We start from the raw sequence: 25914 nt of genomic DNA on the forward strand, positions 1-25914 counted from the left end.
CGTCAGATCACTCCGTTCGACTTGAGCAGGCGCAGCTCCTCGTCGCCGAGGCCGAGCTCGCCGACGTAGACCTCTTCGTTGTGCTCGCCGAGCAGCGGTGAACTGGTCACCTCGACGGGGGAGTCGGACAGCTTCAGCGGGCTGCCCACGGTCACGAACTCGCCCCGCTCGGGGTGCGGCACGGTGACGACCATCTCGTTGGCGACCAGCGAGGAGTCCTCGATGATCTCCTTGGTGGACAGGATCGGTCCGCACGGGATGTTGTGGGCGTTGAGCTTCTCCAGCACCTCCCACTTGGGCAGGGTCGAGGACCATTCCTCGATCAGCTGGAACATCTTGTTGAGCTTGGGCAGCCGGGCCTCCGGTGTCGCCCACTCGGGATCGTCCGCCAGCTCAGGCCGGCCGATGAGCTGGCTGATCGGCTGCCAGCCGACGGGCTGCACGATGACGTACACGTAGTCGTTCGGCCCGCCCGGTGCGCACTTGACCGCCCAGCCGGGCTGACCGCCGCCGGACGCGTTTCCCGAGCGGGGAACTTCGGTGCCGAAGTCGTCGTTGGGATATTCAGCGAGCGGCCCGTGTGCCAGGCGTTGCTGGTCCCGCAGCTTCACCCGGCACAGGTTGAGTACAGCGTGCTGCATGGCCACGTTGACCCGCTGCCCACGCCCGGTGTGCTCCCGCTGGAAGAGAGCGGCGAGTATCCCCGCCACGGCGTGCACACCCGTCCCCGAGTCCCCGATCTGGGCTCCCGTCGCCAGCGGCGGCCCGTCCTCGAAACCGGTGGTCGACATCGACCCGCCCATGGCCTGCGCGACGACCTCGTACGCCTTGAAGTCGGTGTACGGGCCCTCGCCGAACCCCTTGATGGAGGCATAGACGATACGCGGATTGATCTCCTGGATGCGGTCCCAGGTGAAGCCCATGCGGTCGACCGCGCCCGGTCCGAAGTTCTCGACCATGACGTCGGAGCGCCGGATCAGCTCGGTGAGGATCTCCTTGCCGCGCTCGGTCTTGGTGTTCAGAGTGATGCTCCGCTTGTTGCAGTTGAGCATCGTGAAGTAGAGGGAGTCGACGTCCGGGAGGTCGCGCAGCTGCTTGCGCGTGATGTCACCGGTCGGCGCCTCCAGCTTGACGACGTCCGCACCGAGCCAGGCGAGCAGCTGGGTCGCGGAGGGCCCGGACTGGACGTGGGTCATGTCCAGGACGCGGATGCCTTCGAGAGCCTTGGGGGGCTGCGAGTCGGCGGGCGGCGAGGTCGAGATGGTCTCGGTGGTCACCAGGTCACCTCACTTGTACATGGTCTGGTTCATGGTTCCGGGGGCGTATGCGTCGGGGTCGACCCAGACGTTGATGAGCGACGGCTTCCCGGACTCGCGGGCGCGCCTGAGCGCGGGGCCGATGTCGGCGGGGTCGCGGACCTCCTCGCCGTAACCGCCCAGCATCTGCGCGAACTTGTCGTAGTGGACGTCGCCGAGCGTGTTGCCGACCCGCTCGCGCTCCAGGCCGTACTTCTGGGCCTGGCCGTAGCGGATCTGGTTCATGGAGGAGTTGTTGCCGACGATGCCGACGAAGGGGAGGTCGTAGCGGACGAGAGTCTCGAAGTCCCAGCCGGTCAGGGAGAACGCGCCGTCGCCGAAGAGCGCGACGACCTCCTTGTCGGGCCGCGCCTGCTTGGCCGCGAGCACGAAGGGGACACCGACGCCGAGCGTGCCGAGGGGACCCGGGTCCATCCAGTGCCCGGGCGACTTCGGCTGCACGACCTGCCCGGAGAAGGTGACGATGTCGCCGCCGTCGCCGATGTAGATCGAGTCCTCGGTGAGGAAGTCGTTGATCTCGCTGACCAGCCGGTACGGGTGGATCGGTGAGGCGTCGGACTTCAGGCTCGGCAGCCGCTTCTCCAGGGCGGTCTGCTCGGCCGCGCGCAGCTCGTCGAGCCACTCCTTGCGCTTGGACGCACCCCCGTTCACGCGTCCGGAGGCCGCCTCGGTCACCGACTTGAGCACCAGCCCGGCGTCGCCCACGATGCCGAGGTCGATGTCGCGGTTCTTGCCGACGGTGCGGTAGTCGAGGTCGATCTGCACGACGGTCGCGTCCGGCGACAGCCGCTTGCCGTAGCCCATGCGGAAGTCGAAGGGCGTGCCGACGATGACGATGACGTCGGCATTGGAGAAGGCGTAGCGCCGCGACAGTTGGAAGTGGTGCGGGTCGCCGGGCGGGAGCGTGCCGCGGCCGGCCCCGTTCATGTAGGCGGGGATGTTGAGGGTGCGCACGAGCTCGATGGCCGCCTCGGTGCCGCGTGTCGTCCACACCTGGCTGCCGAGCAGGATGGCCGGCTTCTCGGCGTGCACCAGCAGGTCGGCGAGCTTCTCGATGGCCTCGGGGTCGCCGGCCGAGCGGGTGGAGGCACGGTAGGCGCCGGCCTTCGGTACGCGCGCCTTGGCCACCGGCACCTTGGCGTCGAGGACGTCGCGCGGGATTTCCAGGAAGGAAGGCCCGGGTGCGCCGTGGTAGCACTCGCGGAACGCCATCGACACCATGTCCGCCGCGCGCGCCGTGTCCGGCACGGCCGCCGCGAACTTGGTGATCGGCGTCATCATGTCGACGTGCGGGAGGTCCTGAAGGGACCCCATCTTGTGCTGGGTGAGGGCGCCTTGGCCGCCGATCAGCAGCATCGGGGACTCCGCGCGGAAGGCGTTGGCGACCCCGGTGACGGCGTCGGTGGTGCCGGGTCCCGCGGTGACGACCGCGCAGCCGGGCTTGCCGGTGATGCGGGCGTAACCGTCGGCGGCGTGGGCGGCGACCTGTTCGTGGCGGACGTCGACGACCTCGATGCCCTCGTCGACGCAGCCGTCGTAGATGTCGATGATGTGGCCGCCGCACAACGTGTAGATGCGGTCGACCCCCTCGGCCTTCAGCGCCTTGGCAACGAGATGACCACCGGAAATCACGTCCTGGGTGTCGTCGGGCATGGCGAGGTCCTGTCCCTTCGTAGGGGGTGGGGAACGCACTCAGCGGTATGCCGTCGGCTGTGGTTCGTACATTGCATACAGTCGACGAATACTGTATGAACCTTGTTATCCCGCATCCGGTGGGTGGTGTCCAGGGGGCGTGCGGCACTTTTAAGACAGGAGCCGGAATGGACCTGTACGAACACCAGGCAAGGGAACTCTTCGAGGAGCACGGCATCTTGGTGCCACGGGCCGAGGTGACGGACTCACCCAAGGAAGCCCGCGAGATCGCACGCCGGCTCGGCGGCCGTGTCGTCGTCAAGGCTCAGGTGAAGACCGGCGGCCGCGGCAAGGCGGGCGGGGTGAAACTCGCCGCGGACCCGGCCGCCGCGGAGCTCACCGCACGCCAGATCCTCGGCATGGACATCAAGGGCCACACGGTCGGCAAGGTGATGTTGGCCCAACCCGTGGACATCGAGACCGAGTTCTACGTGTCCTACGTCCTCGACCGCGCGGCCGGCCGCTTCCTCGCGATCGCATCCGCGGAAGGCGGCATGGAGATCGAGGAGGTCGCCGCCAGTCGCCCCGAGGCCGTGGCGCGCGTCCCCATCGACCCCGCCGAGGGCGTCACCTCCGCGAAGGCGGGCGAGATCGCCGAGGCGGCCGGACTGCCACAGCAGACCGTCGACGTCCTCGTACGGCTGTGGGAGGTACTGGTCCGCGAGGACGCCCTCCTCGTCGAGGTGAACCCGCTCGTCCGCACCCGCCAGGGGCAGATCCTCGCCCTCGATGGCAAGGTCACCCTGGACGACAACGCCCGCTTCCGTCAGGCACGGTGGGGCGCCGACGACGTCGAGCACGACGACGCGCTGGAAGCGGCGGCCGCTGCCAAGGGCCTCAACTACGTCAAGCTCGACGGCGAGGTCGGCATCATCGGTAACGGAGCCGGCCTCGTCATGTCGACGCTCGACGTCGTCGCGGGCTGCGGCGCCCGCCCCGCCAACTTCCTCGACATCGGCGGCGGCGCATCGGCCCAGATCATGGCCGACGGTCTGTCCGTCATCCTCTCCGACCCCGCCGTGAAGTCGGTCTTCGTCAACGTCTTCGGCGGGATCACCGCGTGCGACGCGGTCGCCGACGGCATCGTGCAGGCCCTGGACTCCGTCCAGTTGACCAAGCCGCTCGTCGTGCGCCTCGACGGCAACAACGCCGCGCGCGGCCGCGCCATCCTCGACGGCTGCGCCCACCCCCTGGTCCAGCAGGCCACCACCATGGACGGCGCCGCCCGCCGCGCCGCCGAACTCGCCACCACCGCCTGAGGAGACGCGACGACATGGCCATCTACCTCACCAAGGAGAGCAAGGTCCTCGTCCAGGGCATGACCGGCGGCGAGGGCATGAAGCACACCCGGCGCATGATCGCGGCCGGCACGAACGTCGTCGGCGGCGTCAACCCGCGCAAGGCAGGCCGCACCGTCGACTTCGACGACCGTGCGGTTCCGGTGTTCGGCTCGGTGCACGAGGGCATGGACGCGACCGGCGCCGACGTGACCGTCGTGTTCGTCCCGCCCGCCTTCACCAAGGCGGCCGTCGTCGAGGCCGCCGACGCCGGTATCGGACTCGCCGTCGTGATCACCGAGGGCGTTCCCGTCCACGACTCCGTCGCCTTCACCACGTACGCCAAGGCGCGCGGCACCCGCATCATCGGCCCCAACTGCCCCGGCCTGATCACCCCCGGCCAGGCCAACGCCGGCATCATCCCGGCCGACATCACCAAGCCCGGCCGCATCGGCCTGGTCTCCAAGTCCGGCACGCTCACCTACCAACTCATGTACGAGCTGCGCGACATCGGCTTCTCGACCTGCGTCGGCATCGGCGGCGACCCGGTCGTCGGCACGACCCACATCGACTGCCTCGCCGCCTTCCAGGACGACCCCGACACCGAACTGATCGTCCTGATCGGGGAGATCGGCGGCGACGCCGAGGAGCGCGCGGCCGCGTACATCCGCGACCACGTCAGCAAACCGGTCGTCGGCTACATCGCCGGATTCACCGCCCCCGAGGGCAAGACGATGGGGCACGCGGGCGCGATCGTGTCCGGCTCGTCCGGCACGGCGGCGGCGAAGAAGGAGGCGCTGGAGGCGGTGGGGGTACGGGTCGGCGGCACGCCCACCGAGACCGCGCGTCTGGTGCTGGACCGCCTGGGAGCCGAGTCGTGACGTCACTCATAGCCAAAGCGAGGTCACTTTCGGGAGTTGCCGCACCTCGCTAGCGTCCGCCGTAGCCATGCAAGGAGCCGCCCACGCGTCTCCATCACCACCCTTCCAAGGAGGGGCCCTGCGGGCCCCTTTTCCTCTCGACTGTGCACCGAGAGCGGAGATCCGATGGCAACCACCCTCACCCTCAAATCCGGCACCTCCTGGGCCGACGCCTGGCAGCGCTGCCTCGAGGTCGCCCCGGAGGCGTTCCGGGACGACCGTGTCCTGAACCTCTGGGACTCCACCTGGCAGGCGGACGGCCGGGCCCTGCCCGCCACCAGCCCCGTGGACGGCAGCCCGATCGCCGGCCCGCCACGCCTGGACCGGGCCACCGCCCACCAGGCCGTACGCGCCTCGCTCGACCAGCACCGGGCATGGCGGCACATCTCGCTGGAGGAGCGCCGGGCCCGTGTCGCGGCCACCCTCGACGCGCTGACCCAGCACCGGGAGCTGCTCGCCCTGCTCCTCGTCTGGGAGATCGGCAAGCCCTGGCGGCTCGCCCAGGCGGACGTCGACCGGGCCATCGACGGCGTGCGCTGGTACGTCGACGGCATCGAACCGATGCTCGCCGACCGGGCCCCGCTGGACGGTCCGGTATCCAACATCGCGAGCTGGAACTACCCGATGAGCGTGCTCGTTCACGCAGTGTTGATACAGGCACTGGCAGGCAACGCGGTCATCGCCAAGACCCCGACCGACGGCGGTGTCGCCTGTCTGACCCTGGCCTGCGCGCTCGCCGCCCGCGAGGGGATTCCCGTCACCCTCGTCAGCGGCAGCGGAGGCGAGCTGTCCCAGGCGCTGGTGCGGGCGCCCGAGATCGGCTGTGTCTCCTTCGTCGGCGGCCGCGACACCGGCGCCGCGGTGGCCACGGCCGTCGCCGACCTCGGCAAACGACACGTACTCGAACAGGAAGGACTCAACACCTGGGGCATCTGGAACCACACGGACTGGGACGCGCTCACGGCGGTCATCCCCAAGCTCTTCGACTACGGCAAGCAGCGCTGCACGGCATACCCGCGCTTCGTGGTCCAGCGTGAGCTGTTCGACGAGTTCCTGGCGGCATACCTCCCGGCGGTGCGCACGCTCAAGGTGGGTCACCCCCTGGCGGTCGAGAAGCGGGACGACCCCTACCCGCAGCTGGACTTCGGGCCGGTGATCAACGCCGCCAAGGCCAAGGAGCTGCAGGACCAGGTCGCGGAGGCGATCGACCGCGGTGCCGTCCCGCTGCACCGGGGCAAGCCGTCCGACGCCCGCTTCCTGCCCGGCCAGGACACCTCGGCATACGTCCAGCCGGTCACGCTGCTGAACCCGCCCCCGTCCTCACCGCTGCACCACGCGGAGCCGTTCGGCCCGGTCGACACGATCGTCCTGGTCGACACGGAGGCGGAGCTGCTCGCGGCGATGAACGCGTCCAACGGCGCGCTGGTCGCCACCCTGTCCACGGACGACCGGGCCACGTACGACCGTCTGGCCCCGCAGATCCGCGCGTTCAAGGTGGGCCATGGCAAGCCGCGCTCCCGCGGCGACCGCGACGAGCTGTTCGGCGGCTTCGGCGCGTCCTGGCGCGGGGCGTTCGTCGGCGGCGAGCTGCTCGTGCGCGCCGTGACCCAGGGGCCGGCGGGGGAGCGGCTGCCCGGGAACTTCCCGGACTACCACCTCATGCCCTGACGGGCTCCCGTCGGCGCCCACCCGCGGGGGCGACGCCGGGGAACCTCACCCGTGCGTGCACACCGAATCACTGCAGGTGAACGACTGCCGGACCGCCTCGCCTCCCGGCTCGCGCGGGCGGTCCGACGGACGGATATGCAGGTGAAGGGCACTCCGAAACCTTGGTATTGTTGTCCATGTCGCCGCGGGGAACACCTCCGGCAAGGCGGCAGACACCTAGTCCGGGTGGCGGAATGGCAGACGCGCTAGCTTGAGGTGCTAGTGCCCTTTATCGGGCGTGGGGGTTCAAGTCCCCCCTCGGACACAGATCGCTTCAGCTCATGCGGGACGAGGTTCGCCTCGGCCCGCATGAGCTGTTTCTGGCGCCCAGCAGCCGTCGTCCTCCGTCAGTGACCGGCCAGTGCGGGGACCAGCTCGCCCTTGAGGCCCTGCTTCCTTGGTGCCTGCGGGGCGGCGTCCGGCAGTGGGCCGCAAACGGGGACATACTGCATATGGCGTCGTCGGAGCGTCCGGGGCGCATCGGGTGATGGAGGCCGCGTCCGGCCGGGCGGGAGAGATGTTGATCCGTGTTCTTCTCGTCGAGGAGGCAGACCTGGTGCGCGGGGCACTCGCCGCCCTGCTGACACGGGAGAAGGACATCGAAGTGGTCCCGGCGTCACCGGAGCACGGCCAGACGGTCCCGCAGGCCCTGTCGTACCGGCCCGACGTGGTCGTCATCGACGTCGACGGCGATGAGGACCGCGCCCTCGGTACCTCCCTGGAGCTGGCCGCGCGGCTGCCGGAGTGCCGGACCCTGCTGGTGGTCGGCTCGACGACCCCCGAGTATCTGCGGCGGGCGCTGGACCGGAGGGTCGCTGGGCTCATCGGCAGGAACAGCCCTTGCCACATGCTCCCCCAGGGGGTCCGCAAGGTGGCGGCGGGCGAGCGGTTCATCGACCCGTCACTGGCGCTGCTGGCGCTCTCCTCGGCGGAGAACCCGCTGACCGCGAGGGAGCAAGAGGTGCTGCGGCTGGCGGCGGACGGCACGCCCACGCGGGAGATCGCCGACCGGCTGTCGCTGTCCGTGGGAACGGTCCGCAATCACCTGAACGCCGTCTCCAGAAAGACCGGAGCACGCAACCGCATCGACGCGATCCGGATCGCGCGGGAATCGGGCTGGTTGTAGCCGGGAGCCAGGGCCGGTCGGCGTGGGCCGTCGTGGCCGTGTCGGCCATCGAGACCGTGTCGGCCGTCGAGCCGGGCGACCGGCTTCCTCGTCACATCAGTGCCGGACGTCGGCCGCCACCTGGTCCCAGTGGCCGATCAGGTCACGGTAGAGGGCGCAGTCGGCCTGCAACTGGTCGTGGGTGCCGAGGGTGCAGCGCGGGCCGTCCATGACGAGGACGAGGTCGGCACGCAGGGCGGAGCTGATCCGGTGGGCGCAGACGATGAGGGTGGACGGGCGGCAGGCGAAGGCGCGTTCGGCGACGGCCTCCGCGGCGGGGTCGAGGTGGCAGGTGGCCTCGTCGAGCAGGACCAGCGGGGCGGGCGGCAGCAAGGCGCGGACGAGGGCGATCAGCTGGCGTTCACCGGCGGAGAGCAGGGCCGGGTCGACCGGCGCGTCGTAGCCGCCGAGGCGTGCGACGAGCGGGGCGGCGCCTATGGCGCGGACCGCCGCGTCGAGGGCGGGCCGGGTGGCCGTCGGATGCAGGTAGGCGAGGTTCTCGCGCACGGTGCCGGTGAAGACGTACGCCTCCTGCGGGATCAGCACGCGCGACCGGGAGAGCCTGCCCGTGTCCAGGGATCGGACCGGGACACCGCCCAGGCGGATCCGGCCGGCCTGCGGTTCGAGCATCCCGGCGATGAGCGCGGCGAGCGTGGACTTGCCCGCGCCACTGGGTCCGACGACCGCCAGGTGGGTGCCGGACGGAAGGGTGAGGTCGAGGTTCTGGAGGACGGGTTCGGCGGACGGGGCGTAGGCGAAGGTGACGTTCCGCAGTTCGACGCGGCCGTCGGAGGGCTGCGGGTCCGTCGGCGCCGCCTCCGCCGTTGCCGCGGGAGCCGGAGCGGTGGTGCGGGGTCTGCCCGGCCCGGCGGCGAGCGGGGTGCTGGGCGGTTCGCGGCTCGCGACTGACCGGGAAGGCTTTGCGCTCGATGGCTCCGTCCTCGCCGGGGCGTCGATCAGCCGTGAGGTACCCGCCACTCGCGACGCCTCCAGGCCCCCCGATGCACCCGGGCCGACCGCTCCCACCACCCCCGACGCCCCCGGCCCCGCCGCCTCCAGGATCCGGCCGAGCGTGACCAGCAGCCACAGCCCGCTGCCGCCGAGCCCCTGGACGAAGCCGTGCAGGGCCGGCTGCAGGCTCTGGGCGACATAGGTCAGCGCGCCCAGGACCGCGCCGGCCGTCACCCCGCCCCGCACCAGCCAGGGTGCCCCGGCCAGGATGAGCACGATCGGCAGCCAGCCGCCGACGCCCAGCGCCGCGGTGCGCAACGCGGTGAGCCGGGCCAGGGCGCGGGCGGCGCTCGCCGCCTCGTCGATACGGTCGCCGACCCGACGGCGTACGAGTTCCTCCGCGCCGCAGGCCGTCACGTCCCGCAGGCCGCCGACCACCTTGCCCACCTGCTCGGCGATGGCCTCGTCGGCGAGGACGACCGCCCGCTGCCGGGCCGCCATCGCCCGCAGGGCCAGGAGGAACAGCACCAGCCCGGCCACCAGGGGCGGCACCACGAACAGCAGGAGGGCGGGATCCAGCGCGGCCAGCCCGAGCAGCACGCTCACCGCGGTGACCGCGAAGCTCTGCACGAACATCACGACCGCCCCGTACGACTCGCGGGCGATCTCCACCTGCTCGGTCAGCCGTGCCACGCCCGCCGTGTCGACCGGTTGCCCGACGCCGGCCGAGCGGTGCAGCGTGCCGGTCGTGGCGAGGGTGACCAGGTCGTCGCGGAACGGCTCGACGACCCCGGCCAGTCGGCGCGTGGCCTGCCGGGTGCCCCAGGCGCCGACGAGGACGGCGCAGGCCAGCAGGCCCAGCCAGCCGAAGCCCTCGGCGCTGCGGCCGGCCAGGAAGCCGTCGTCGACGGCACGGGCGACCAGCCAGCCGGAGAGCAGGGCCGGCACGGCCTCGACCAGCGACCAGCCGGTGAGCCGTACGAACTCCCGGCGCCGCGTGCGCAGCGTGGAGCGCAGCAGGGGCCCCGGCCCCGGGCTCACCAGATGCCTCCCTCGCGTTCGGGTGCCGGTGCCTGTCCCGGTCCCGGGTCCGCCCCCGGACGTACGTCCCCGTGCGACTCCAGCTCCTCGCCCCCCTCCCCGTAACCCCCCGCCTCCGGCCGGAACACCGCCCGATACCCCTCTTCCGCCCACAGCTCGCGATGCGTCCCGACCCCCCGCACCCGCCCCTCGTCGAGCCACACGACGACGTCAGCGCGGGCGGCCGTGGAGGCGCGGTGGGTCACGACGGTGCGGGTGCGGTGGGCGAGCGGGCCGGTGCCGGTGAGGGCCTGGCGGATGTGGTGCTCGGTGACGGTGTCGAGGCTGGCCGTCACGTCGTCCAGCACCAGGAGGCGGCCGTTCGGGGCGGACTGGGCGAACGCGCGTGCGAGGCCGACGCGTTGCGTCTCGCCGCCGGACAGCGGGGCGGTGGCGAGCCGGGTGCCGTACCCGTCGGGCATGGTCCGGATGAAGGCGTCGGCGCGTGCCGCGCCGGCCGCCGCGCGCACCTCCCCGCCTTCGGGTGCGCACGGCCCGAAGCCGATCGCGTCGGCGAAGGTGTCGCCCAGCAGCACCGGGTGTTCGAAGCCGTAGGCGACGGCCCGCCGCAGCTCCGCGCGGTGCAGGTCGCGCAGCGGCACGCCGTCGAGTCGTACCTCACCCTCCTCCGGGTCGGCCAGCCGTCCGGCCAGTGCGGCCAGCAGGGACTTGCCGGATCCGGAGCGTCCTACGACGGCGGTCAGCGCGCCCGCCGGCAGGTCGAGGTCGATGCCGTCCAGCGCGGCGTCGCCCTCGGCGGTGCGTACGGTGACCCCGCGGAACGCCAGCCGCCCGCCGCCCCCAGGGGGCAGATGCGCGGTGCCGTACGCGACCGTGGGCTCGCCCAGCACCTCGGCGACCCGGCCCGCGGTGGCGCGTGCGAAGGCCAGCCGGTTGACCGAGGCCACCAGCGAACTCACGCCCGTGGCCAGGAGGACGTATCCGGTCGCCGCGAGCATCTGACCGGGTGTGATACGGCCCCGGGCGAGCCCCACTCCGGCCACGGCCAGCACGGCGACCATCAGCAGGGGCACGATCGCCGCGTCGCGTGCGGAGACCCGGGCGAACGCGCGCCACATGCCGAGGCCGTGGCGGTGCAGCTCGGGCAGCGGCTTCAGGACGCGCTCGGCCTCGCGGGCCGTGGTCCCCGCGGCCGTGATGGTGCGGATCCCGGCGAGGGCGTCGACCAGCCGGGTGGCGATGTGGCCCTGGGTGGCGAAGTAGCGGTCGTTGAGGTCGGAGACGTCGCGGACGAAGGCGCGGACGACGAGGACGATCAACGGCAGTCCGGCCACGAAGGTGAGGCACAGCCAGGGGTCGATGAGGGCCAGGGCCACCACGGCCCCGAGCGGGGGGACGAGTTCGGTCACCGCCCACACCAGGCCCGACGGGGCGCTGCCGGCCCGGGCGGTGTTTCCCACCAGGCGGGCCACCAGGTCACCGCGGGAGTGACGGCGGGTGGCGGGGGCGCCCAGGTCGAGGACATGGCCCAGCAGGGTGTGCCGCAGCCAGGCCGTGCAGCGGGCGTTGGCCACCGCGCCCGCCCAGTCGTCCGCGGCGTCGCACACCACCAGCAGCGCGACGGTGACGGCGGAGAGGGCCAGCCACAGCGCCGTGTCACCGTGCCCGAGCACGGCGTCGACCGTGCGGCCCATGACGGCGGGCAGAAGCACGTAGACCGCCGCCAACACGAGGGACACGGTGGCCTGGATCCCGCCCCAGGCACCGCCTCGCCGGACCGTCTCCAGCAGCAGACGGTCCGCCGCGCGTCGGTCCACCGGACGCTCCCGTCGTCGTGAGGATCCAGAGGAGGGCGGGGGCGTGATGTGCCCCCACCCTTGGTGGTCGGGGGCGCGCGGTGTGCCCCCGCCGTTGCGGTCAGAGGCCGGGCCTCTAGCAGATCAGCAGGCTCAGCCCGCTGAAGCAACCCCTGCTCGCACGGCTGCCCGGCGGCGGACGCAGGCCGGCCTCCGACTCGATGGTCAGGCCCTGCAGTTCGAGGAGCGACATCAGTCCTCACCTCCTCTCTTCGACTCGTGTGGGGACGGGGAGGTCATGAGCGGGCAGGTCCGCTGTCAGGAACGGCAGCCCGGTGGCCCGGGAGTGGAAGGCGGCGCCCAGCGTGAGCAGGACGCCCGCGCCTCCGGTGGCCAGGTCCATGGACAGCCGCAACAACTGCTCGCCGGGGAAGGCCAGTCGGCCGTCGAGCAGGCAGGCGTGACGGGACAGGCGGCGCACGTGGTCCGCGATCACGGGGTCCCGCGCGACCGCCGTGCCGGGCGGGTGCGCGCGGCTGAGGTGCAGGATCATGCCGGCGATGCCGTCGAACAGCCCGGGCTCGATGTAGAACGACGCCCTGGCGGCCCGGCGGATCGCGGCGGCGGATGTCGCGAACTCGTCGTCCGCGCGATGCGCCAGGTAGTCGTCCAGGACCATGCCGATGCCCACGCTGCCGTCGGCGAGATAGGGCATGGTGCGCCAGCCCTCGTTCACTTCCATCGACACCTCCTCGCGCACCACGCAGCGGCGCAGGTCCTGGCGCAGCGCGGTGGCGGCCAGGTCGAGGAGTGCCGGGTCGCCGCTGCGCTCGTACAGGCGCAGGAACAGCAGCGCGGGCCCGGACGACCCGTACATCAGCCCCGCTCGGGGGCGGGCGCCGCCACTGATCTCCGGTACGGCGTCGGCCGGGCCCAGACGGTCGGCGACGGCCTCCGCCACGTGGAGGGCGGCGTCACGGCAGACGGGGTCGCCGGTGGTGGTCGCGAAGTGGAGCAGGTTGAGCCCGATGCCGGACAGGCCGCCACTGAGGTCGAGGGCCAGGACCTCCCAGCGTTCGGCCAGGCACATGTCGAGGACCTTGACGGCCTCCTCGTGATGCCCGAGGTGGTCGAGGACGTACGCGATGCCGTGCAGGCCGTCGTAGAAGCCGAGGCGGGTACCGGGATCGGGGTGGAGGGCGTGCCGGATCAGCCAGTCCTCGTGCGCGGGGTGCCGGCCGGCGCCCGTCACGTCCAGCGCGTACAGCACGCCCGCCGCGCCGTGCGCCATGTTGAGGCCGCCGCCCGGGGTGTCGAACTGCTCGATGTCGCCGGGAAAGAGCCGGTCATGGCGCTCGGGTGTGGCGGCGGCCAGGATGGCGGCCCCGATCGACTCCCGGGCGCGCAGCCAGCCGGAGTGGTCGGGTTCCAGCCGGGGCTCGTCGTCCGCCCCGGCAGTCATTCCGCCGTCGCCGGTCACCGTGCGGACGGCCTCGTCGAGGAACCGGCCGGGGACGGGGAACAGCCGCGAGGCCTCCCTGGCGAGCTGGCCCGCCTTGCCGCGGTCCAGCTCGATCAGGCTGGTCAGCGGCATGAACAGGGACAGCCGCAGACAGGCCAGCGCGTGCCGGTCGATGTCGAAGCCGGTGGTCCCCCTCGGGGCGAGGAAGCCAGGGGCCGCGAGGACCTGGTGCCGTGCGTCGGCCACGTCCGAGGCGCCCTCGAAGTCGATCAGGACGACTCCGCCGCCGGGGCGGACCAGGATGTTGAACGTGTGCACGTCGCCCATCACGACGCCCCGCTCGTGGACCGCCGCGACCGCCTCCTCCACCTGCTGGAACATGTCGAGGGCCCAGGAGGTGTAGTCGGCGAAGGCAGCCGGGGACGGATCCAGTGCGGCGAGGGGATAGTGCTCGACGAACAGCGTGTGCAGGGGCGTCCCCTCGATGAACTCCTCGACGAGGAAGTGGTGGCCGCCCAGTTCGAAGTGGTCGTGGAGCACGGGGACACAGGGCAGGCCGCGCAGCCGCTCCAGGGCCTCCCGCTCGCGCTCCAGCCGGGTGACGGCGTCCGCGCCGTCCGGGGTGAGCCCCGCGTGGGGCCGGGCCTCCTTGAGAACGACACGTTCCTGGGTGCGCGTGTCCACCGCGGCGTACAGCCCGCCGCCGTTGGAGAAGTGCAGCGCCTTCTCGATCCGGTACGGCAGGTCGGCGACCGTGGTCCGCAGGCGCTCGGCGAGGTGCGGTTCCAGGAACGCCGGCAGCCGCACCCACTCCGGTACCTGGAAGGTGGGGCCGCGCACGTCCGGCACCAGGCGGCCGGAGGGATCCTCCATCGCCTGCTGCACCACACCGTCGGCCGACACGCAGTGCCGGTCCGCGAAGCCCCCGTACCTCACATAGAGCGGGCCGGCCCCCCAGCGCAGGTCGCTGAGGATGTACGGCCCCGGCAGTCCGTCGAGGACGGAGCCCAGCTCGGTGAGCACGCGCTCGCAGTGGGCTTCGTCGACCGGATAGACGGTCACGAACTTGCCGCTCGACCCGCGATGCGCGTACTTCGCGTTGGCGAGGAACAGGGTCTCCTGGGCCGGGAGGAACTTGAAGGCGATACGGCGCGGTATGCAGTAGTCCCACACCGCGTCCAGGATTGTCTGCGCGTCGTCCAGGCATGCCGAGACATGGATCTTCCAGCCCTGCGGCGGGAGGGCCGCGTCGACGGGACGGAGGACCACCCACTCGTCGAGTTCCTCGCGCGTCCACGCCGCGGGGGGCGGGCGCAGGGACTGACGGAACCGGCCACGCGTCCCCCCATGGGACAGCGTGTCGTAGAAATGCGGATCAGTGAGGCAGTACACCTCGTACCGCTTGTCCACGGAAAGCCTCCTGTCGGGGCTGCTCTCCTCCTCAGCGGTGCCTCGCGGCTCGACGGGGCGGAGCGGGGGACAGGCGACCCGTGCTGCTTCGGGTTGCCCGGCCTGTCGCAATCACCTCTTACGATGACAGAACAGAGGATCTAGGACATCGATCGTCTGTCACCGCACGAGCGTGAGATTCGCACGGCCTGCCCCTACGAATCTCACGGCCCCCACGGGGTTTGATGACCTGTCGGTCAGGTGGACGGGGTGCGGCCGGCCGGTGTGCAGGGCCGCGACGACACCGCCGTCGGCCGGCAGGCCGGTGCCGCTGTCGGCGGCCGGTTCCCGCTGTCCCGGGCCCTGACCTCGTCGGTCCTGGTCGGCCGTCGCCGCGCTCAGCGCGGACGGGTCGCTCCCGTTGGCGTCGTGTGTGTTCCTCGGCCAAGGCCGGCCGGCGATGCGTTCGATGTCGGTGTTGAACGGCCGCAGGTCGTCGATGGACCGGGCCAGTCGCTCCGGCGTCCAGTCGGCCACGACCGCGGACAAGCCGGTGACGATTCCCTCGCGCTGCTCCGTGAGCAGCCTGAGGCCTTCCTCGGTGATCCGGAACTCGCGGGCCACCCCGCCGGCCGGGTCGAGTGTCCGCTCCACCAGGCCGTTGCGCAGGAGCGCCGAGGTCTTCGGCCAACGCGAGGACGACGGCATCGTCACCCTCCTCGAACCGAGCCCGGCCGCGGACCTGCACGCCGCCGCCCGCGAGGCGGCCGTGGTCTGCCCGGCGTCGGCCATCACGATCGACGACGACCAGTGACGACCGGACAAGCCTCGCGCTCCGGCCGTACCGCTGGAAAACCGCGTGCTCCGACCGCGCCCGGTTCCCTAAACTCAGCACGCAATCACGCGCCGCCCACCACTCGGCGGCGCGTCGTCGTGACCAGTCGAAGGGAGCCGGGCCGTGTGTGACCGCACCGCTGCCGTCGTCTCCCTCTGCCGGTACGAGGTGATCCTCGTGTCCTCGTCCGCCCGGTGCCCGCTGCGCGGCCGGCACCGGATGCCCGTGACGAGCGTCTGAGCACCGCCAACTCCTGTTCCCGAATCTGCCGTTCTTTCAGGCAGGGCGACAGGCCATGTCCTGGCACGTGTGTGCCTCGTCCGTAAATCGCGCTGACCCGTTTCCACTTCCGGATCATCCGAAAGGCCAAGGGCCGTGCGCACCAACATCACCAGCCTCACCACCCTCGCCGTCGTCCGCAACCTCGGCATCCTCGCCCACGTCGACGCCGGCAAGACCACCGTCACCGAGCGGATCCTGTACACCACCGGCACCACGCACAAGCGCGGCGAGGTCCACGACGGCACCACCGTCACCGACTTCGACCCGCAGGAGCGCGATCGCGGCATCACCATCTTCGCCGCGGCGGTCAGCTGCGCCTGGGACGGTCACCGGATCAACCTGATCGACACCCCGGGGCACGTCGACTTCGCCGACGAGGTGGAGCGTTCGCTGCGTGTCCTCGACGGTGCGGTCGCGGTCTTCGACGCCGTCGCGGGCGTCGAGCCGCAGAGCGAGTCGGTGTGGCGGCAGGCCGACCGGCACGGTGTGCCGAGGATCGCGTTCGTCAACAAGCTGGACCGGGCCGGGGCCGACCTCGACACGGCGGTCGCCTCGATCCGGGAACGGCTGCATCCGGCGCCGCTGGTCGTGCAGTTGCCCATCGGTGCGGAGGACGGGTTCCGCGGGGTCGTGGACCTCGTCCGCATGCGCGCGCTGGTGTGGGCGGACGGTGCCGACACGGCCGTGGAGGAACCGGTTCCGGAGGGTCTGCGGGAGGAGGCGCGGCGGCGTCGGCGGCTGCTGGAGGAGGCGGTGGCCGAACTGCATGCCGGTGCGCTTGAGGAGTTCTGCGCGCGGTCGACGCTCTCGCCGCAGACTCTTGCCGCCGCCCTGCGCGACCTGACCCGCAGCGGTGACGGCGTGGTCGTGCTGTGCGGCTCGGCCTACCGCAACCGCGGGATCGAGCCGCTGCTCGACGCGGTGGTGGCGTATCTGCCGTCGCCGCTCGACGTGCCGCCTGTATGCGGTACGCGAGACGGTGTCGACGAAGAGCGGTCGGCCGATGTGCGGGCACCGTTCGCGGCGCTGGCGTTCAAGGTGAGCGCCACTCCGACGGGGCGGCTGACCTACCTGAGGGTGTACTCGGGAACGATCGAGAAGGGAGACACGGTGCTCGACGCGGGTGCGCGGCGCACCGAGCGGATCGGGCGGATCCTGCGGGTCCAGGCCGACCGGCACGCCCAGGTGGACCGGGCGGTCGCCGGGGACATCGTGGCCGTGGTCGGTCTGAAGTCGGCCCGTCCGGGCGCCACCCTGTGCGCACCGGACGCCCCGCTCGTCCTCGAACCGCCCAGTGCGGCCGACCCGGTGGTGTCTGTGGCGGTCGAGGCCCGCAGGTCGACCGAGACCGACCGGCTGGCCACCGCGCTGGCGCGGCTCGCCGAGGAGGACCCGTCGCTGGTCGTACGGACCGACGTCGAGACCGGGCAGACGGTGCTGTCCGGCATGGGCGAACTGCATCTGGAGGTCGCGGTGGAGAAGATCCGGCGCGACGTCGGGCTGGACGTCAACGTCGGCCGCCCCCTGGTGTCGTACCGGGAGACGGTCGGCCGCGGAGTGACCGGCTTCGTCTTCCGGCACGTCAAACAGGACGGCGGGGCAGGGCAGTTCGCCCATGTCGTCCTCGACGTGGAACCCGCGGAGTCGGAATCCGGCTTCGAGTTCCGCTCGGCGGTCGTCGGCGGCCGGGTACCGCAGGAGTACGTCCGTGCCGTCGAGGCCGGCTGCCGGGACGCCCTCGCCGAAGGCCCGCTCGGCGGCCACTCGGTGACCGGGCTGCGCGTCACCCTCACCGACGGGGCGACCCATGTGAAGGACTCCTCCGACACGGCCTTCCGCACCGCCGGCCGACTGGGTCTGCGCGAGGCCCTGCGCACCTGCGCGATGGTCCTCCTGGAGCCGGTCGCCGAGGTCACGGTCACCGTGCCCGAGGACGCCGTCGGCACCGTCCTCGGCGACCTCGCGGCGCGGCGGGGCCGGGTCTCCGGCTCGGCCACGCGCGGCGGCTCGGCGGTCCTGACGGCCACCGTGCCGCTGGCCGAACTCTTCGGCTACGCGACCCGGTTGCGCAGCCGGACCCAGGGCCGTGGCACGTTCACCGCCCGGCCCACCGGCTACGCACCGGCGCCGGCCGTGACGCCGGCCCGGTGACCGACCGGCGGCCCCTCCCTCCCGCAGGAGGGGCCGCCCCCTCACGGATGTGACACCACCGTCCCGTCTCAGGGATACGACACCACTGTCGACGGCACGGTCGACGTCCCCGACGTCGGTGCCCCCGTCTCGTTGATGACGTGCTCGTACTGTCCCTTCCCGCCCAGCGACACGACCAGCAGGTCGTGGAAGCGCACGCCGGGCGTGTTCGGGGCGGCGAACCCGTGGTGCTGCACGATCGTGGGGTCGACGTTGTAGTAGCAGTAGCTGCCCAGCCCCCAGCCTTCGTGCGAGGTCACGCCGTCGCCGACCTTGTAGGCGGCGTAGCCCTTCACCGAGCCGTTCTGGACGGCGGCCTGGTTCGGGGCGTCGTACGCCTTCTCGTTCTGGAAGAAGACCGTGCGGCCCCGTTGGCCGTACCACTGCACGTCGTACTTGTTGAAGTGCTCCACGAACAGGCCGGTCGCCAGGACGTCGTGGCCGTTGACGACGACGCCGTAGTCGGCGCGATTGGTCTCCCACCCGACTCCCTCGCCGTGGTCGGCCCGCCAGACCCACGTGTGGTCGACGATCGTGTGCCGGCTGTTGATCACCATGCTGGTGGTGGCCTTGCCGGGGCCGGCGCCGCCGATCCGGATGAACACGTCCTGCACGGTGGTGGGGTTGGCGGAGTGGTCCCGGAACGCCCCGCGCGGGCCGACCTCCAGCAGCGTCGGGGAGTTGACCGGACCGGCGTCGATCAGGAACCCGGCCAGCCGTACGCCGTCGACGTCGGCGACCTTCACGGCCGTGACGCCGTTGTCCGGGATGAGCGTGGCGTAACCCAGGCCCAGCACGACCGTGTTCGGCCGGTTCACCTCGACGGGCCGGTCCAGGTGGTAGATCCCCGGCGTCAGCAGCAGGTGCAGACCCTGGGCGAGCGCCTGGTTGAGCGTGGCCGCGGAGACGCCGGGGCGGGCGACGTAGAACTGCGTGAGCGGCAGCGAGGTGCCGCGCGGCGTGCCGTTGCCCCAGGTGACACCTCGGGCGTTGGTCCGCTTCTCCGGGATGAAGACCCGGTAGTTGTCACCCTGGAGGTACAGGAAGGGCTTTTCCCGGGACACGGGGGTGGTGTCGAGCGTGGTGTACGGGGGGTTCGGAAAGCTCTGTGCGGGCGCGCCCTCGACGCCGGAGAACACCATGTTCCACACGCCGTTGAGCCAGCCGCCGATCGCGCTGTCCCGGGTGTACCACTGCTGCTGGGAGTACGGCTGGACCTGGCCGTCGACGCGGCTGTCGGCGATGTAGCCGCCGCTGGACCAGCCGTAGCCGGTGGGCGCGAGGTTGAGGTTGCCGCGCACGTGCATCCGGCGGAACGGCGCGGCCTGAGAGACCGCCCAGCGGTTGGTCCCGTTGACCGGCACGACGGCGAGGTTCTCCGCCGAACGCCAGAAGTTCTGTGTGGCGTTGCCGCCGAACCAGCCGGCGTCGACCGTGACGTCGCCGTTGATGGTCGTGTCGTCGGGGGAGAGGCCGAGGCCGGCGATGGAGGTGTAGAAGCCTATCTGCGCATTGAGACCGTGGTACGTGCCCGGCTTGAACAGCAGCGCGAAGCGGCCGGTGCCGAACTGCGCCGACTCCTGCTGCCGGAACACCTCGTCGAGCCGGGCCTGGATGCCCGGGGCCGACGGGTCGAAGACGAGGACGTTCGGGCCGAGGTCGCCGCCGCCGGGCAGGGCGTGCGGTTTCTTCCGGGCCGACGGAGCGGCGGAACCCTGGGCGGCGGCAAGGGTGGAGCCCTGCGTGGAGGCCTGTGCGGACACCTGCGCGGAGGCCTCCGTCGACAGGCCGAGCACAGCCGGCGCCGACGCGACCGCGGCGCCCATCAGCGTCCGGCGGCCGATCGAAGGCGGCCCGGAAGGCGGCGAGGACGGCGAGGAAGGGGAGGAAGGGGGCATGGGGCGGCTCTCCTGGTTCAGGAAGTGAACGGCGTGGGGTGCGGGGAGCGCTCTCTCGCCGCTGAATGGTTCAACCGTGGAACGGGCGAGTCAAGAGGTACGGCCGAAGTTCGGAGAGTGCGTCAAAACCCTTGACGCATCGACCCGGCAGGGCTTAACTCACGCTCTAAATTAAGCCGTGATGCACTTCCCGGAAGGGCCATCAGGAGCCATGCGCAGCATCCGAGCCGCGGCCGTAGGCGCCGTCACCCTCTCCCTCGCCCTGGCCGCCTCGGCCTGTGGCGGAGGTTCGCCGACGGGCGGCGGGTCCGACGACTCGCCGAAGACCCTCACCTACTGGGCGTCCAACCAGGGCGCCAGTATCGAGGTCGACAAGAAGGTCCTCCAGCCCGAACTCGACAAGTTCGAGAAGCGGACGGGCATCGAGGTGAAGCTGGAGGTCGTGCCCTGGTCGGATCTGCTGAACCGGATCCTGACCGCGACCACGTCCGGCCAGGGCCCCGACGTCCTCAACATAGGCAACACCTGGAGCGCCTCCCTCCAGGCCACCGGGGCGCTGCTGCCGTGGGACGCCGGCAACTTCGACAAGATCGGCGGCAAGGACAGGTTCGTCGACTCCGCGCTGGGCTCGACGGGCGCCGAGGGTCAGGACCCGGCCGCGGTGCCGCTGTACTCGATGGCGTACGCGCTCTACTACAACAAGAAGCTGTTCGCCGACGCGGGCATCGACAAGCCACCGGCCACCTGGGACGAGCTCATAGCCGACGGCAGGAAGCTGTCCGAGGGCGGCAAGTGGGGCCTGGGCACAGAGGGTTCGAACCCTTCGGAGAACATCCACCACGCCGTCGTCTTCGCCAAGCAGCACGGCGCCGACTTCTTCACCGCCGACGGCAAGCCGGACTTCACCTCGGACGGAGCGGTCGCGGGAGTCAAGCAGTTCGTCGACCTCATGGCCAAGGACAGGATCATCGCACCGGGCAACGCAGAGTACGCGCAGAACCAGTCCGTCAGCGACTTCGCCAAGGGCAAGACCGCGATGCTGCTGTGGCAGTCCGCCTCCGCCAACCTCAAGTCCCAGGGCATGAGCGAGGACGCCTACGGCGTCGCCCCCGTGCCGGTGCAGTCCGGCACCCCCGGCTCCGGCACGAGCGTCAACTCGATGGTCATGGGCATCAACCTGGCCGTCTTCAAGAACACCGACAACCTCGACGGCGCCACGAAGTTCGTGAAGTTCATGACGAGCGACGCGGAGCAGAAGATCCTCAACGAGGCGTACAGCTCGATCCCGCCGGTCAAGGGCGCCCAGTCCGACCATGCCTTCACCACCCCGGCGAACGCGGTCCTCAAGGACACCCTCGCCAAGAGCGCGGTCGCCGCTCCCCAGGTCGCCGACGAGTCCCAGTTCGAGACGGCGGTCGGTACGGCCGTCAAGGGGCTGTTCGCCGACGCCGCCGCCGGACGCCCGGTGACCGAGGAGTCGGTGAAGGCGGCCCTGGAGAAGGCCCAGCAGCAGATGCCGGCGAAGTGAGCACGATGACGACCACGGTCCCCACCGAGGCCGCCGTGCGTCACAGCTCCCCCGGGACGGCGGACGGCCCCCACCGCCGCCCCGGGCGGATCCGCCGCATCGGACTGCCGTATCTGCTCCTCCTGCCCGCCCTGCTCCTCGAACTCCTGGTCCACCTGGTGCCGATGGTCATCGGCATCTTGATGAGCTTCAAGGAACTCACGCAGTTCTACATCCGCGACTGGACCACCGCCCCCTGGAACGGCCTCGACAACTACGAGATGTCGGTGGACCTCAACGCCCCCGTAGGGGAGGCGCTGCTCCACTCCTTCCTGGTCACGGTCGGCTTCACGCTGCTCTCGGTCGGCCTGTGCTGGCTGATCGGCACGGCCGCCGCGGTCTACCTGCAGGACACCTTCCGCGGCCGGGGCCTGCTGCGCGCCCTGTTCCTGGTGCCGTACGCGCTGCCCGTCTACACGGCCGTCATCACCTGGGTCTTCATGTTCCAGCACGACAACGGCCTGGTGAACCACGTCCTGCACGACCAGCTCGGCCTCACCGACAAGCCGTCCTTCTGGCTCATCGGCGACAACAGCTTCGTCGCGCTGCTGACGGTGTCGGTGTGGAAGGGCTGGCCGTTCGCCTTCCTCATCGTCATGGCCGGTCTGCAGAACATCCCCAAGGAGCTGTACGAGGCCGCGGCACTCGACGGGGCCGGCATGGTGCAGCAACTCCGCCGCATCACGCTGCCGTCACTGCGCCCCGTCAACCAGGTCCTCGTCCTGGTCCTCTTCCTGTGGACGTTCAACGACTTCAACACGCCGTACGTCCTGTTCGGCAAGACCGCGCCGGAAGCCGCCGACCTCATCTCGGTGCACATCTACCAAGCCAGCTTCGTCACCTGGAACTTCGGCACGGGATCGGCGATGTCCGTACTCCTGCTGCTGTTCCTGCTGCTCGTGACCGGCGTGTACCTCTGGCTCACCTCGCGCGGACGGAGGACCGCCGATGTCTAGGTCCCCGATGCCCGGCTCCCGGATGTCCAGGTCCCCGCTGGCGCCGCCGCGTTCCTTCCTCTGGTCCCGGCGGATCTTCCTCACGCTGCTCACCGGTTTCGTCCTGGTCCCGGTGTACGTCATGGTCTCCAGCTCGCTGAAGCCGCTGGCGGACGTGTCCGGCCAGTTCCGCTGGCTGCCCAGCGGCCTGACGATCCGCCCGTACATCGACATCTGGTCGACGGTGCCGCTCGCCACGTACTTCGTGAACTCGCTGATCGTGGCGGGGGCGGCGACGGTCTGCTCGGTGGTGATCGCGGTGTTCGCGGCGTACGCGGTCAGCCGCTACTCCTTCCGCGGCAAGCGCGTCTTCACGGTGACCGTCCTGTCCACGCAGATGTTCCCGGGCATCCTGTTCCTCCTCCCGCTGTTCCTCATCTACGTCAACATCGGCAACGCCACCGGCGTCGCCCTGTTCGGCTCGCGCGGCGGCCTGATCCTGACGTACCTCACCTTCTCCCTCCCCTTCTCGATCTGGATGCTGATCGGGTACTTCGACTCGGTGCCGCGGGACCTCGACGAGGCGGCGCTGGTGGACGGCTGCGGGCCGCTCGGCGCGCTGTTCCGGGTGGTGGTCCCGGCCGCGATCCCGGGGATCGTCGCGGTCGCCGTCTACGCCTTCATGACCGCGTGGGGCGAGGTGCTGTTCGCGTCGGTGATGACGAACGACACCACGCGCACGCTCGCCGTCGGCCTCCAGGGCTACTCCACGCTCAACGACGTGTACTGGAACCAGATCATGGCCGCGTCGCTGGTCGTGAGCGTGCCCGTCGTCGCCGGCTTCCTCCTCCTCCAGCGCTACCTGGTGGCCGGCCTGACCGCGGGCGCCGTCAAGTGACCGGACCGGCGCCCAGTGCCCGAACGCCGTCGAGTGTCCAGCACCCCCACTCCGAAGGGATCCCTGTGTCCGACCGCATCGACCTCGCCGCACTCCCGCACGACTTCCTGTGGGGCACGGCCACATCGGCGTACCAGATCGAGGGCGCCGTGGCGGAGGACGGCCGTTCCCCGTCGATCTGGGACACCTTCTCGCACACCCCCGGAAAGACCGACAACGACGACCACGGCGATGTCGCCTGCGACCACTATCACCGCTGGCGTGAGGACATCGGCCTGATGCGCCAACTGGGTGCGAACGCCTACCGGTTGTCGATCGCCTGGCCGCGCGTCGTGCCGGGCGGCGACGGCCCGGTGAACCCCAAGGGCCTGGCCTTCTACGACGAGTTGATCGACGGCCTGCTGGCGGCGGGCATCACCCCCTCCGTCACCCTCTACCACTGGGACCTGCCGCAGACGCTCCAGGACCGCGGCGGCTGGCCGGAGCGGGCGACCGCCGAGCACTTCGCGGCGTACGCATCGGCCGTCGCCGAACGCCTCGGGGACCGCGTCAAGCACTGGGCGACCCTCAACGAACCGCTGTGCTCGGCGTGGATCGGCCACCTCGAAGGCAAGATGGCCCCCGGTCTCACCGACCTCCCGGCGGCGGTGCGGGCCTCGTACCACCTGCTCCTGGGCCACGGTCTGGCCGCGCAGGCCATCCGTTCCGTCGCGGCGGACGCCCAGATCGGCATCGTCAACAACCTCTCCACCGTCCACCCCGCGAGCGACCGCCCCGAGGATCTCGCCGCCGCGCGCCGCATGGACGGCCACACCAACCGCTGGTGGCTGGACCCGGTGCACGGCCGCGGCTTCCCGACGGACATGCGCGAGCTGTACGGCGTGGAACTCCCCGAGCGACCAGGCGACTTGGCGACGATCGCGACGCCCCTCGACTGGCTCGGCCTGAACTACTACTTCCCGGCGACCGTCGCCGACGACCCCACGGGCCCTGCCCCGTACGCCCGCGCCATCCGCCGCCCCGACGTCCCCCGCACCGCCATGGACTGGGAGGTCGACGCCAGCGGTATCGAGGCGCTGCTGCTCCGGCTGACCGACGAGTACGGCGCCCGCAAGCTGTACGTCACCGAGAACGGCTCCGCCTACGAGGACGTCGTACACCCGGACGGCACGGTCGACGACCCGGAACGCCAGGCCTACCTGATCCAGCACGTCGCCGCCTGCGCGTCGGCGGCCCGCAAGGGGGCTCCGCTGGCCGGGTACTTCGCGTGGTCACTGCTGGACAACTTCGAGTGGGCGTACGGCTATGCCAAGCGGTTCGGCCTGGTCCACGTCGACTACGGGACGCAGGTGCGCACGATCAAGGGCACGGGCCGTCGCTACGCGGAGATCATCCGCAGCCATCGGGACGGGGCGCGACGGGCCGCCTGACCCAGTTCGCCGACGCGGTCTCCAGGTGCGGCACGGGCCGGACCGTCCTCGTCCACCCGGAGACCGCCGAAGGGTGTCACAGGCGCCGCAGCCACTCGGTGTACCAGGCACGAAAGCCGGGTCTCACCGGCACGAAGCCGCCCCAGTCCGGGTCGATCCGCCAGACCTCACCCGCTCGCGGCCCCGTGAGGATCAGTCGGAGGCAGATGCCGCAGCCTTCGTCGGCCAGCATGAGCGTGCCCCGGGTCAGTCCATCGTTCGACGGACCGATTCGACCGGGCAGGGCTTCGGCGAGAGGGAACGGTGCGGCGAGTCGGCCGGGCAGCCGGTCCTGTGCCCACTCCTCGTCCATGGCCCAGTCCGCGTCGGCTTCTGGTCGAGGTGCGGTCAACGGCATCAGCCCGTAGCCGGGGCCGGCGGGGCCGTTGCTCACCTCCGCGACGAAGGACCGGTACTCCGCCGGCAGATCGATGCCGTGCTCTTCCTCGAACGCCTTGATCTCGGCCTCCGGCAGCGCAGGCGTCAGCTCATACCGGTGCGTGTCCGCCCCGAAGCGCGCCCGCTCCGGGTCCTGTGCCGCCATCTCCCGTACTCGAGCGCGGACCTCGCCCTCGTCCCAGCGCTCCATGCCTCGTAGTCGGCTGCTCAACGCACGGCCTGGGAACGCCGCCGTCCCACCACGGCAACGGCGGTCCCGATCCCCGCGATCACCAGCCCGATCCCACCGAAGATCAGCGGCAACAGCCACAGCGAGGCGAACCCGTTGATCCGTGCGTCCTGGGGGGAATCGGCGCTGTAGAGCACCTCTACCTTGTCGCCCTCGTCGTACGAGGGCGGATTGGAACCCGTCGAGTTACGGAACGTCCTCGCGGTGCCGTCCGCCGACGTGAACTGGACCACCGGGTACGCCGCAGGCTGGTCGTTCCCCCTCTTTCTGTGGGATGCGCCGCTGCTGTCGTTCCGCCACTCCAGCGCCACCACAGTGCCCGGGGCACGCTTCGCGTCCGTCAGGAACGAGACCGACTGTCCCGCCAGGATCAAGCCGATGACCAAGAACACCGCCCCGAAGGCGATCGCCCCGAACGCGATCCACCGGCGAGCACCCCGCCCACCACGCACCTGAACCTGCACGACTTCCCTCTCACTCGTCCTGAGTGAGAGGG

General features: G+C 71.0%; 20 protein-coding genes and 1 tRNA gene. 11 read left to right on the forward strand and 10 right to left on the reverse strand.

Annotated elements, in window-relative coordinates; genetic code table 11:
- Window positions 1-2 precede the first annotated feature (2 nt).
- Together frc and ACZ7L6_RS01635 are read right to left on the reverse strand one after the other, a co-directional pair.
- Window positions 3-1277: a formyl-CoA transferase gene (frc, locus tag ACZ7L6_RS01630; protein ID WP_471919927.1), complete on the reverse strand. Its 1275-nt coding sequence runs from the start codon at window positions 1275-1277 to the stop codon at window positions 3-5.
- A 9-nt stretch (window positions 1278-1286) separates the two neighbouring features.
- The gene (locus ACZ7L6_RS01635) at window positions 1287-2969 is read right to left on the reverse strand and encodes a thiamine pyrophosphate-binding protein (RefSeq protein ID WP_471919928.1); all 1683 of its coding nucleotides are present in this window, start codon (window positions 2967-2969) and stop codon (window positions 1287-1289) included.
- Window positions 2970-3136: 167 nt separating this feature from the next.
- Here ACZ7L6_RS01635 and sucC point away from each other — a divergent pair, with 167 nt between their 5' ends.
- From sucC to ACZ7L6_RS01660, 5 genes are all read left to right on the forward strand, one after another.
- Window positions 3137-4267, forward strand: coding sequence for an ADP-forming succinate--CoA ligase subunit beta (gene sucC, locus ACZ7L6_RS01640; RefSeq protein ID WP_471919929.1), 1131 nt, complete (start codon window positions 3137-3139; stop codon window positions 4265-4267).
- Between the two features lie 14 nt (window positions 4268-4281).
- Window positions 4282-5166, forward strand: a complete 885-nt coding sequence (gene sucD / locus ACZ7L6_RS01645) for a succinate--CoA ligase subunit alpha (protein WP_471919930.1) — start codon at window positions 4282-4284, stop codon at window positions 5164-5166.
- Between the two features lie 165 nt (window positions 5167-5331).
- Window positions 5332-6873: an aldehyde dehydrogenase family protein gene (locus ACZ7L6_RS01650; RefSeq protein ID WP_471919931.1), complete on the forward strand. Its 1542-nt coding sequence runs from the start codon at window positions 5332-5334 to the stop codon at window positions 6871-6873.
- A gap of 219 nt (window positions 6874-7092) precedes the next feature.
- Window positions 7093-7177: transfer RNA gene (locus ACZ7L6_RS01655), tRNA-Leu, on the forward strand.
- A gap of 255 nt (window positions 7178-7432) precedes the next feature.
- Window positions 7433-8038 carry a response regulator transcription factor gene (locus ACZ7L6_RS01660; RefSeq protein WP_471920586.1) on the forward strand — a complete coding sequence of 202 codons (606 nt, stop codon included), beginning with the start codon at window positions 7433-7435 and terminating at the stop codon, window positions 8036-8038.
- Window positions 8039-8134: 96 nt separating this feature from the next.
- On the opposite strand, the gene ACZ7L6_RS01665 is transcribed toward ACZ7L6_RS01660, so the two are convergent.
- The 5 genes from ACZ7L6_RS01665 to ACZ7L6_RS01685 all read right to left on the reverse strand — a co-directional run bounded on the left by ACZ7L6_RS01665 (window position 8135) and on the right by ACZ7L6_RS01685 (window position 15370).
- Window positions 8135-10069 carry an ATP-binding cassette domain-containing protein gene (locus ACZ7L6_RS01665; protein WP_471919932.1) on the reverse strand — a complete coding sequence of 645 codons (1935 nt, stop codon included), beginning with the start codon at window positions 10067-10069 and terminating at the stop codon, window positions 8135-8137.
- A complete protein-coding gene (locus ACZ7L6_RS01670) occupies window positions 10066-11886 on the reverse strand; it encodes an ABC transporter ATP-binding protein (RefSeq protein WP_471919933.1) in 1821 nt (606 codons plus the stop codon). The genes ACZ7L6_RS01665 and ACZ7L6_RS01670 overlap by 4 nt, the downstream gene beginning before the upstream one ends.
- Window positions 11887-12001: 115 nt before the next feature.
- Window positions 12002-12118, reverse strand: a complete 117-nt coding sequence (locus ACZ7L6_RS01675) for a SapB/AmfS family lanthipeptide (RefSeq protein WP_471919934.1) — start codon at window positions 12116-12118, stop codon at window positions 12002-12004.
- A 6-nt stretch (window positions 12119-12124) separates the two neighbouring features.
- Window positions 12125-14737 carry a class III lanthionine synthetase LanKC gene (gene lanKC / locus ACZ7L6_RS01680; RefSeq protein WP_471919935.1) on the reverse strand — a complete coding sequence of 871 codons (2613 nt, stop codon included), beginning with the start codon at window positions 14735-14737 and terminating at the stop codon, window positions 12125-12127.
- Window positions 14738-14896: 159 nt separating this feature from the next.
- Window positions 14897-15370: a hypothetical protein gene (locus ACZ7L6_RS01685; RefSeq protein ID WP_471919936.1), complete on the reverse strand. Its 474-nt coding sequence runs from the start codon at window positions 15368-15370 to the stop codon at window positions 14897-14899.
- Window positions 15371-15377: 7 nt separating this feature from the next.
- On the opposite strand from ACZ7L6_RS01685, the gene ACZ7L6_RS01690 reads away from it, so the two are divergent.
- Both ACZ7L6_RS01690 and fusA read left to right on the forward strand, forming a co-directional pair.
- Window positions 15378-15530, forward strand: coding sequence for a ferredoxin (locus ACZ7L6_RS01690; protein ID WP_471919937.1), 153 nt, complete (start codon window positions 15378-15380; stop codon window positions 15528-15530).
- Window positions 15531-15926: 396 nt separating this feature from the next.
- On the forward strand, window positions 15927-17984 hold the full coding sequence (gene fusA, locus ACZ7L6_RS01695) for an elongation factor G (protein ID WP_471919938.1): 2058 nt from the start codon (window positions 15927-15929) through the stop codon (window positions 17982-17984).
- Window positions 17985-18052: 68 nt separating this feature from the next.
- Here the strand turns inward: fusA and ACZ7L6_RS01700 are convergent, their stop codons facing one another.
- On the reverse strand, window positions 18053-19921 hold the full coding sequence (locus ACZ7L6_RS01700; RefSeq protein WP_471919939.1) for a coagulation factor 5/8 type domain-containing protein: 1869 nt from the start codon (window positions 19919-19921) through the stop codon (window positions 18053-18055).
- 211 nt (window positions 19922-20132) lie between these two features.
- Here ACZ7L6_RS01700 and ACZ7L6_RS01705 point away from each other — a divergent pair, with 211 nt between their 5' ends.
- From ACZ7L6_RS01705 to ACZ7L6_RS01720, 4 genes are all read left to right on the forward strand, one after another.
- Window positions 20133-21449: an ABC transporter substrate-binding protein gene (locus ACZ7L6_RS01705; protein ID WP_471919940.1), complete on the forward strand. Its 1317-nt coding sequence runs from the start codon at window positions 20133-20135 to the stop codon at window positions 21447-21449.
- Between the two features lie 5 nt (window positions 21450-21454).
- Window positions 21455-22444: a carbohydrate ABC transporter permease gene (locus ACZ7L6_RS01710; RefSeq protein ID WP_471919941.1), complete on the forward strand. Its 990-nt coding sequence runs from the start codon at window positions 21455-21457 to the stop codon at window positions 22442-22444.
- 37 nt (window positions 22445-22481) lie between these two features.
- On the forward strand, window positions 22482-23321 hold the full coding sequence (locus ACZ7L6_RS01715) for a carbohydrate ABC transporter permease (protein ID WP_471920587.1): 840 nt from the start codon (window positions 22482-22484) through the stop codon (window positions 23319-23321).
- Between the two features lie 65 nt (window positions 23322-23386).
- The gene (locus ACZ7L6_RS01720) at window positions 23387-24751 is read left to right on the forward strand and encodes a GH1 family beta-glucosidase (RefSeq protein ID WP_471919942.1); all 1365 of its coding nucleotides are present in this window, start codon (window positions 23387-23389) and stop codon (window positions 24749-24751) included.
- A gap of 76 nt (window positions 24752-24827) precedes the next feature.
- On the opposite strand, the gene ACZ7L6_RS01725 is transcribed toward ACZ7L6_RS01720, so the two are convergent.
- Window positions 24828-25379 (reverse strand): SMI1/KNR4 family protein, encoded by a 552-nt coding sequence (locus ACZ7L6_RS01725; protein WP_471919943.1) that lies wholly within the window; start codon window positions 25377-25379, stop codon window positions 24828-24830.
- Window positions 25380-25396: 17 nt separating this feature from the next.
- A complete protein-coding gene (locus ACZ7L6_RS01730; protein WP_471919944.1) occupies window positions 25397-25882 on the reverse strand; it encodes a DUF3592 domain-containing protein in 486 nt (161 codons plus the stop codon).
- Window positions 25883-25914: the final 32 nt, after the last annotated feature.

The sequence above is a fragment of the Streptomyces sp. NPDC107522 genome (assembly GCF_055657525.1).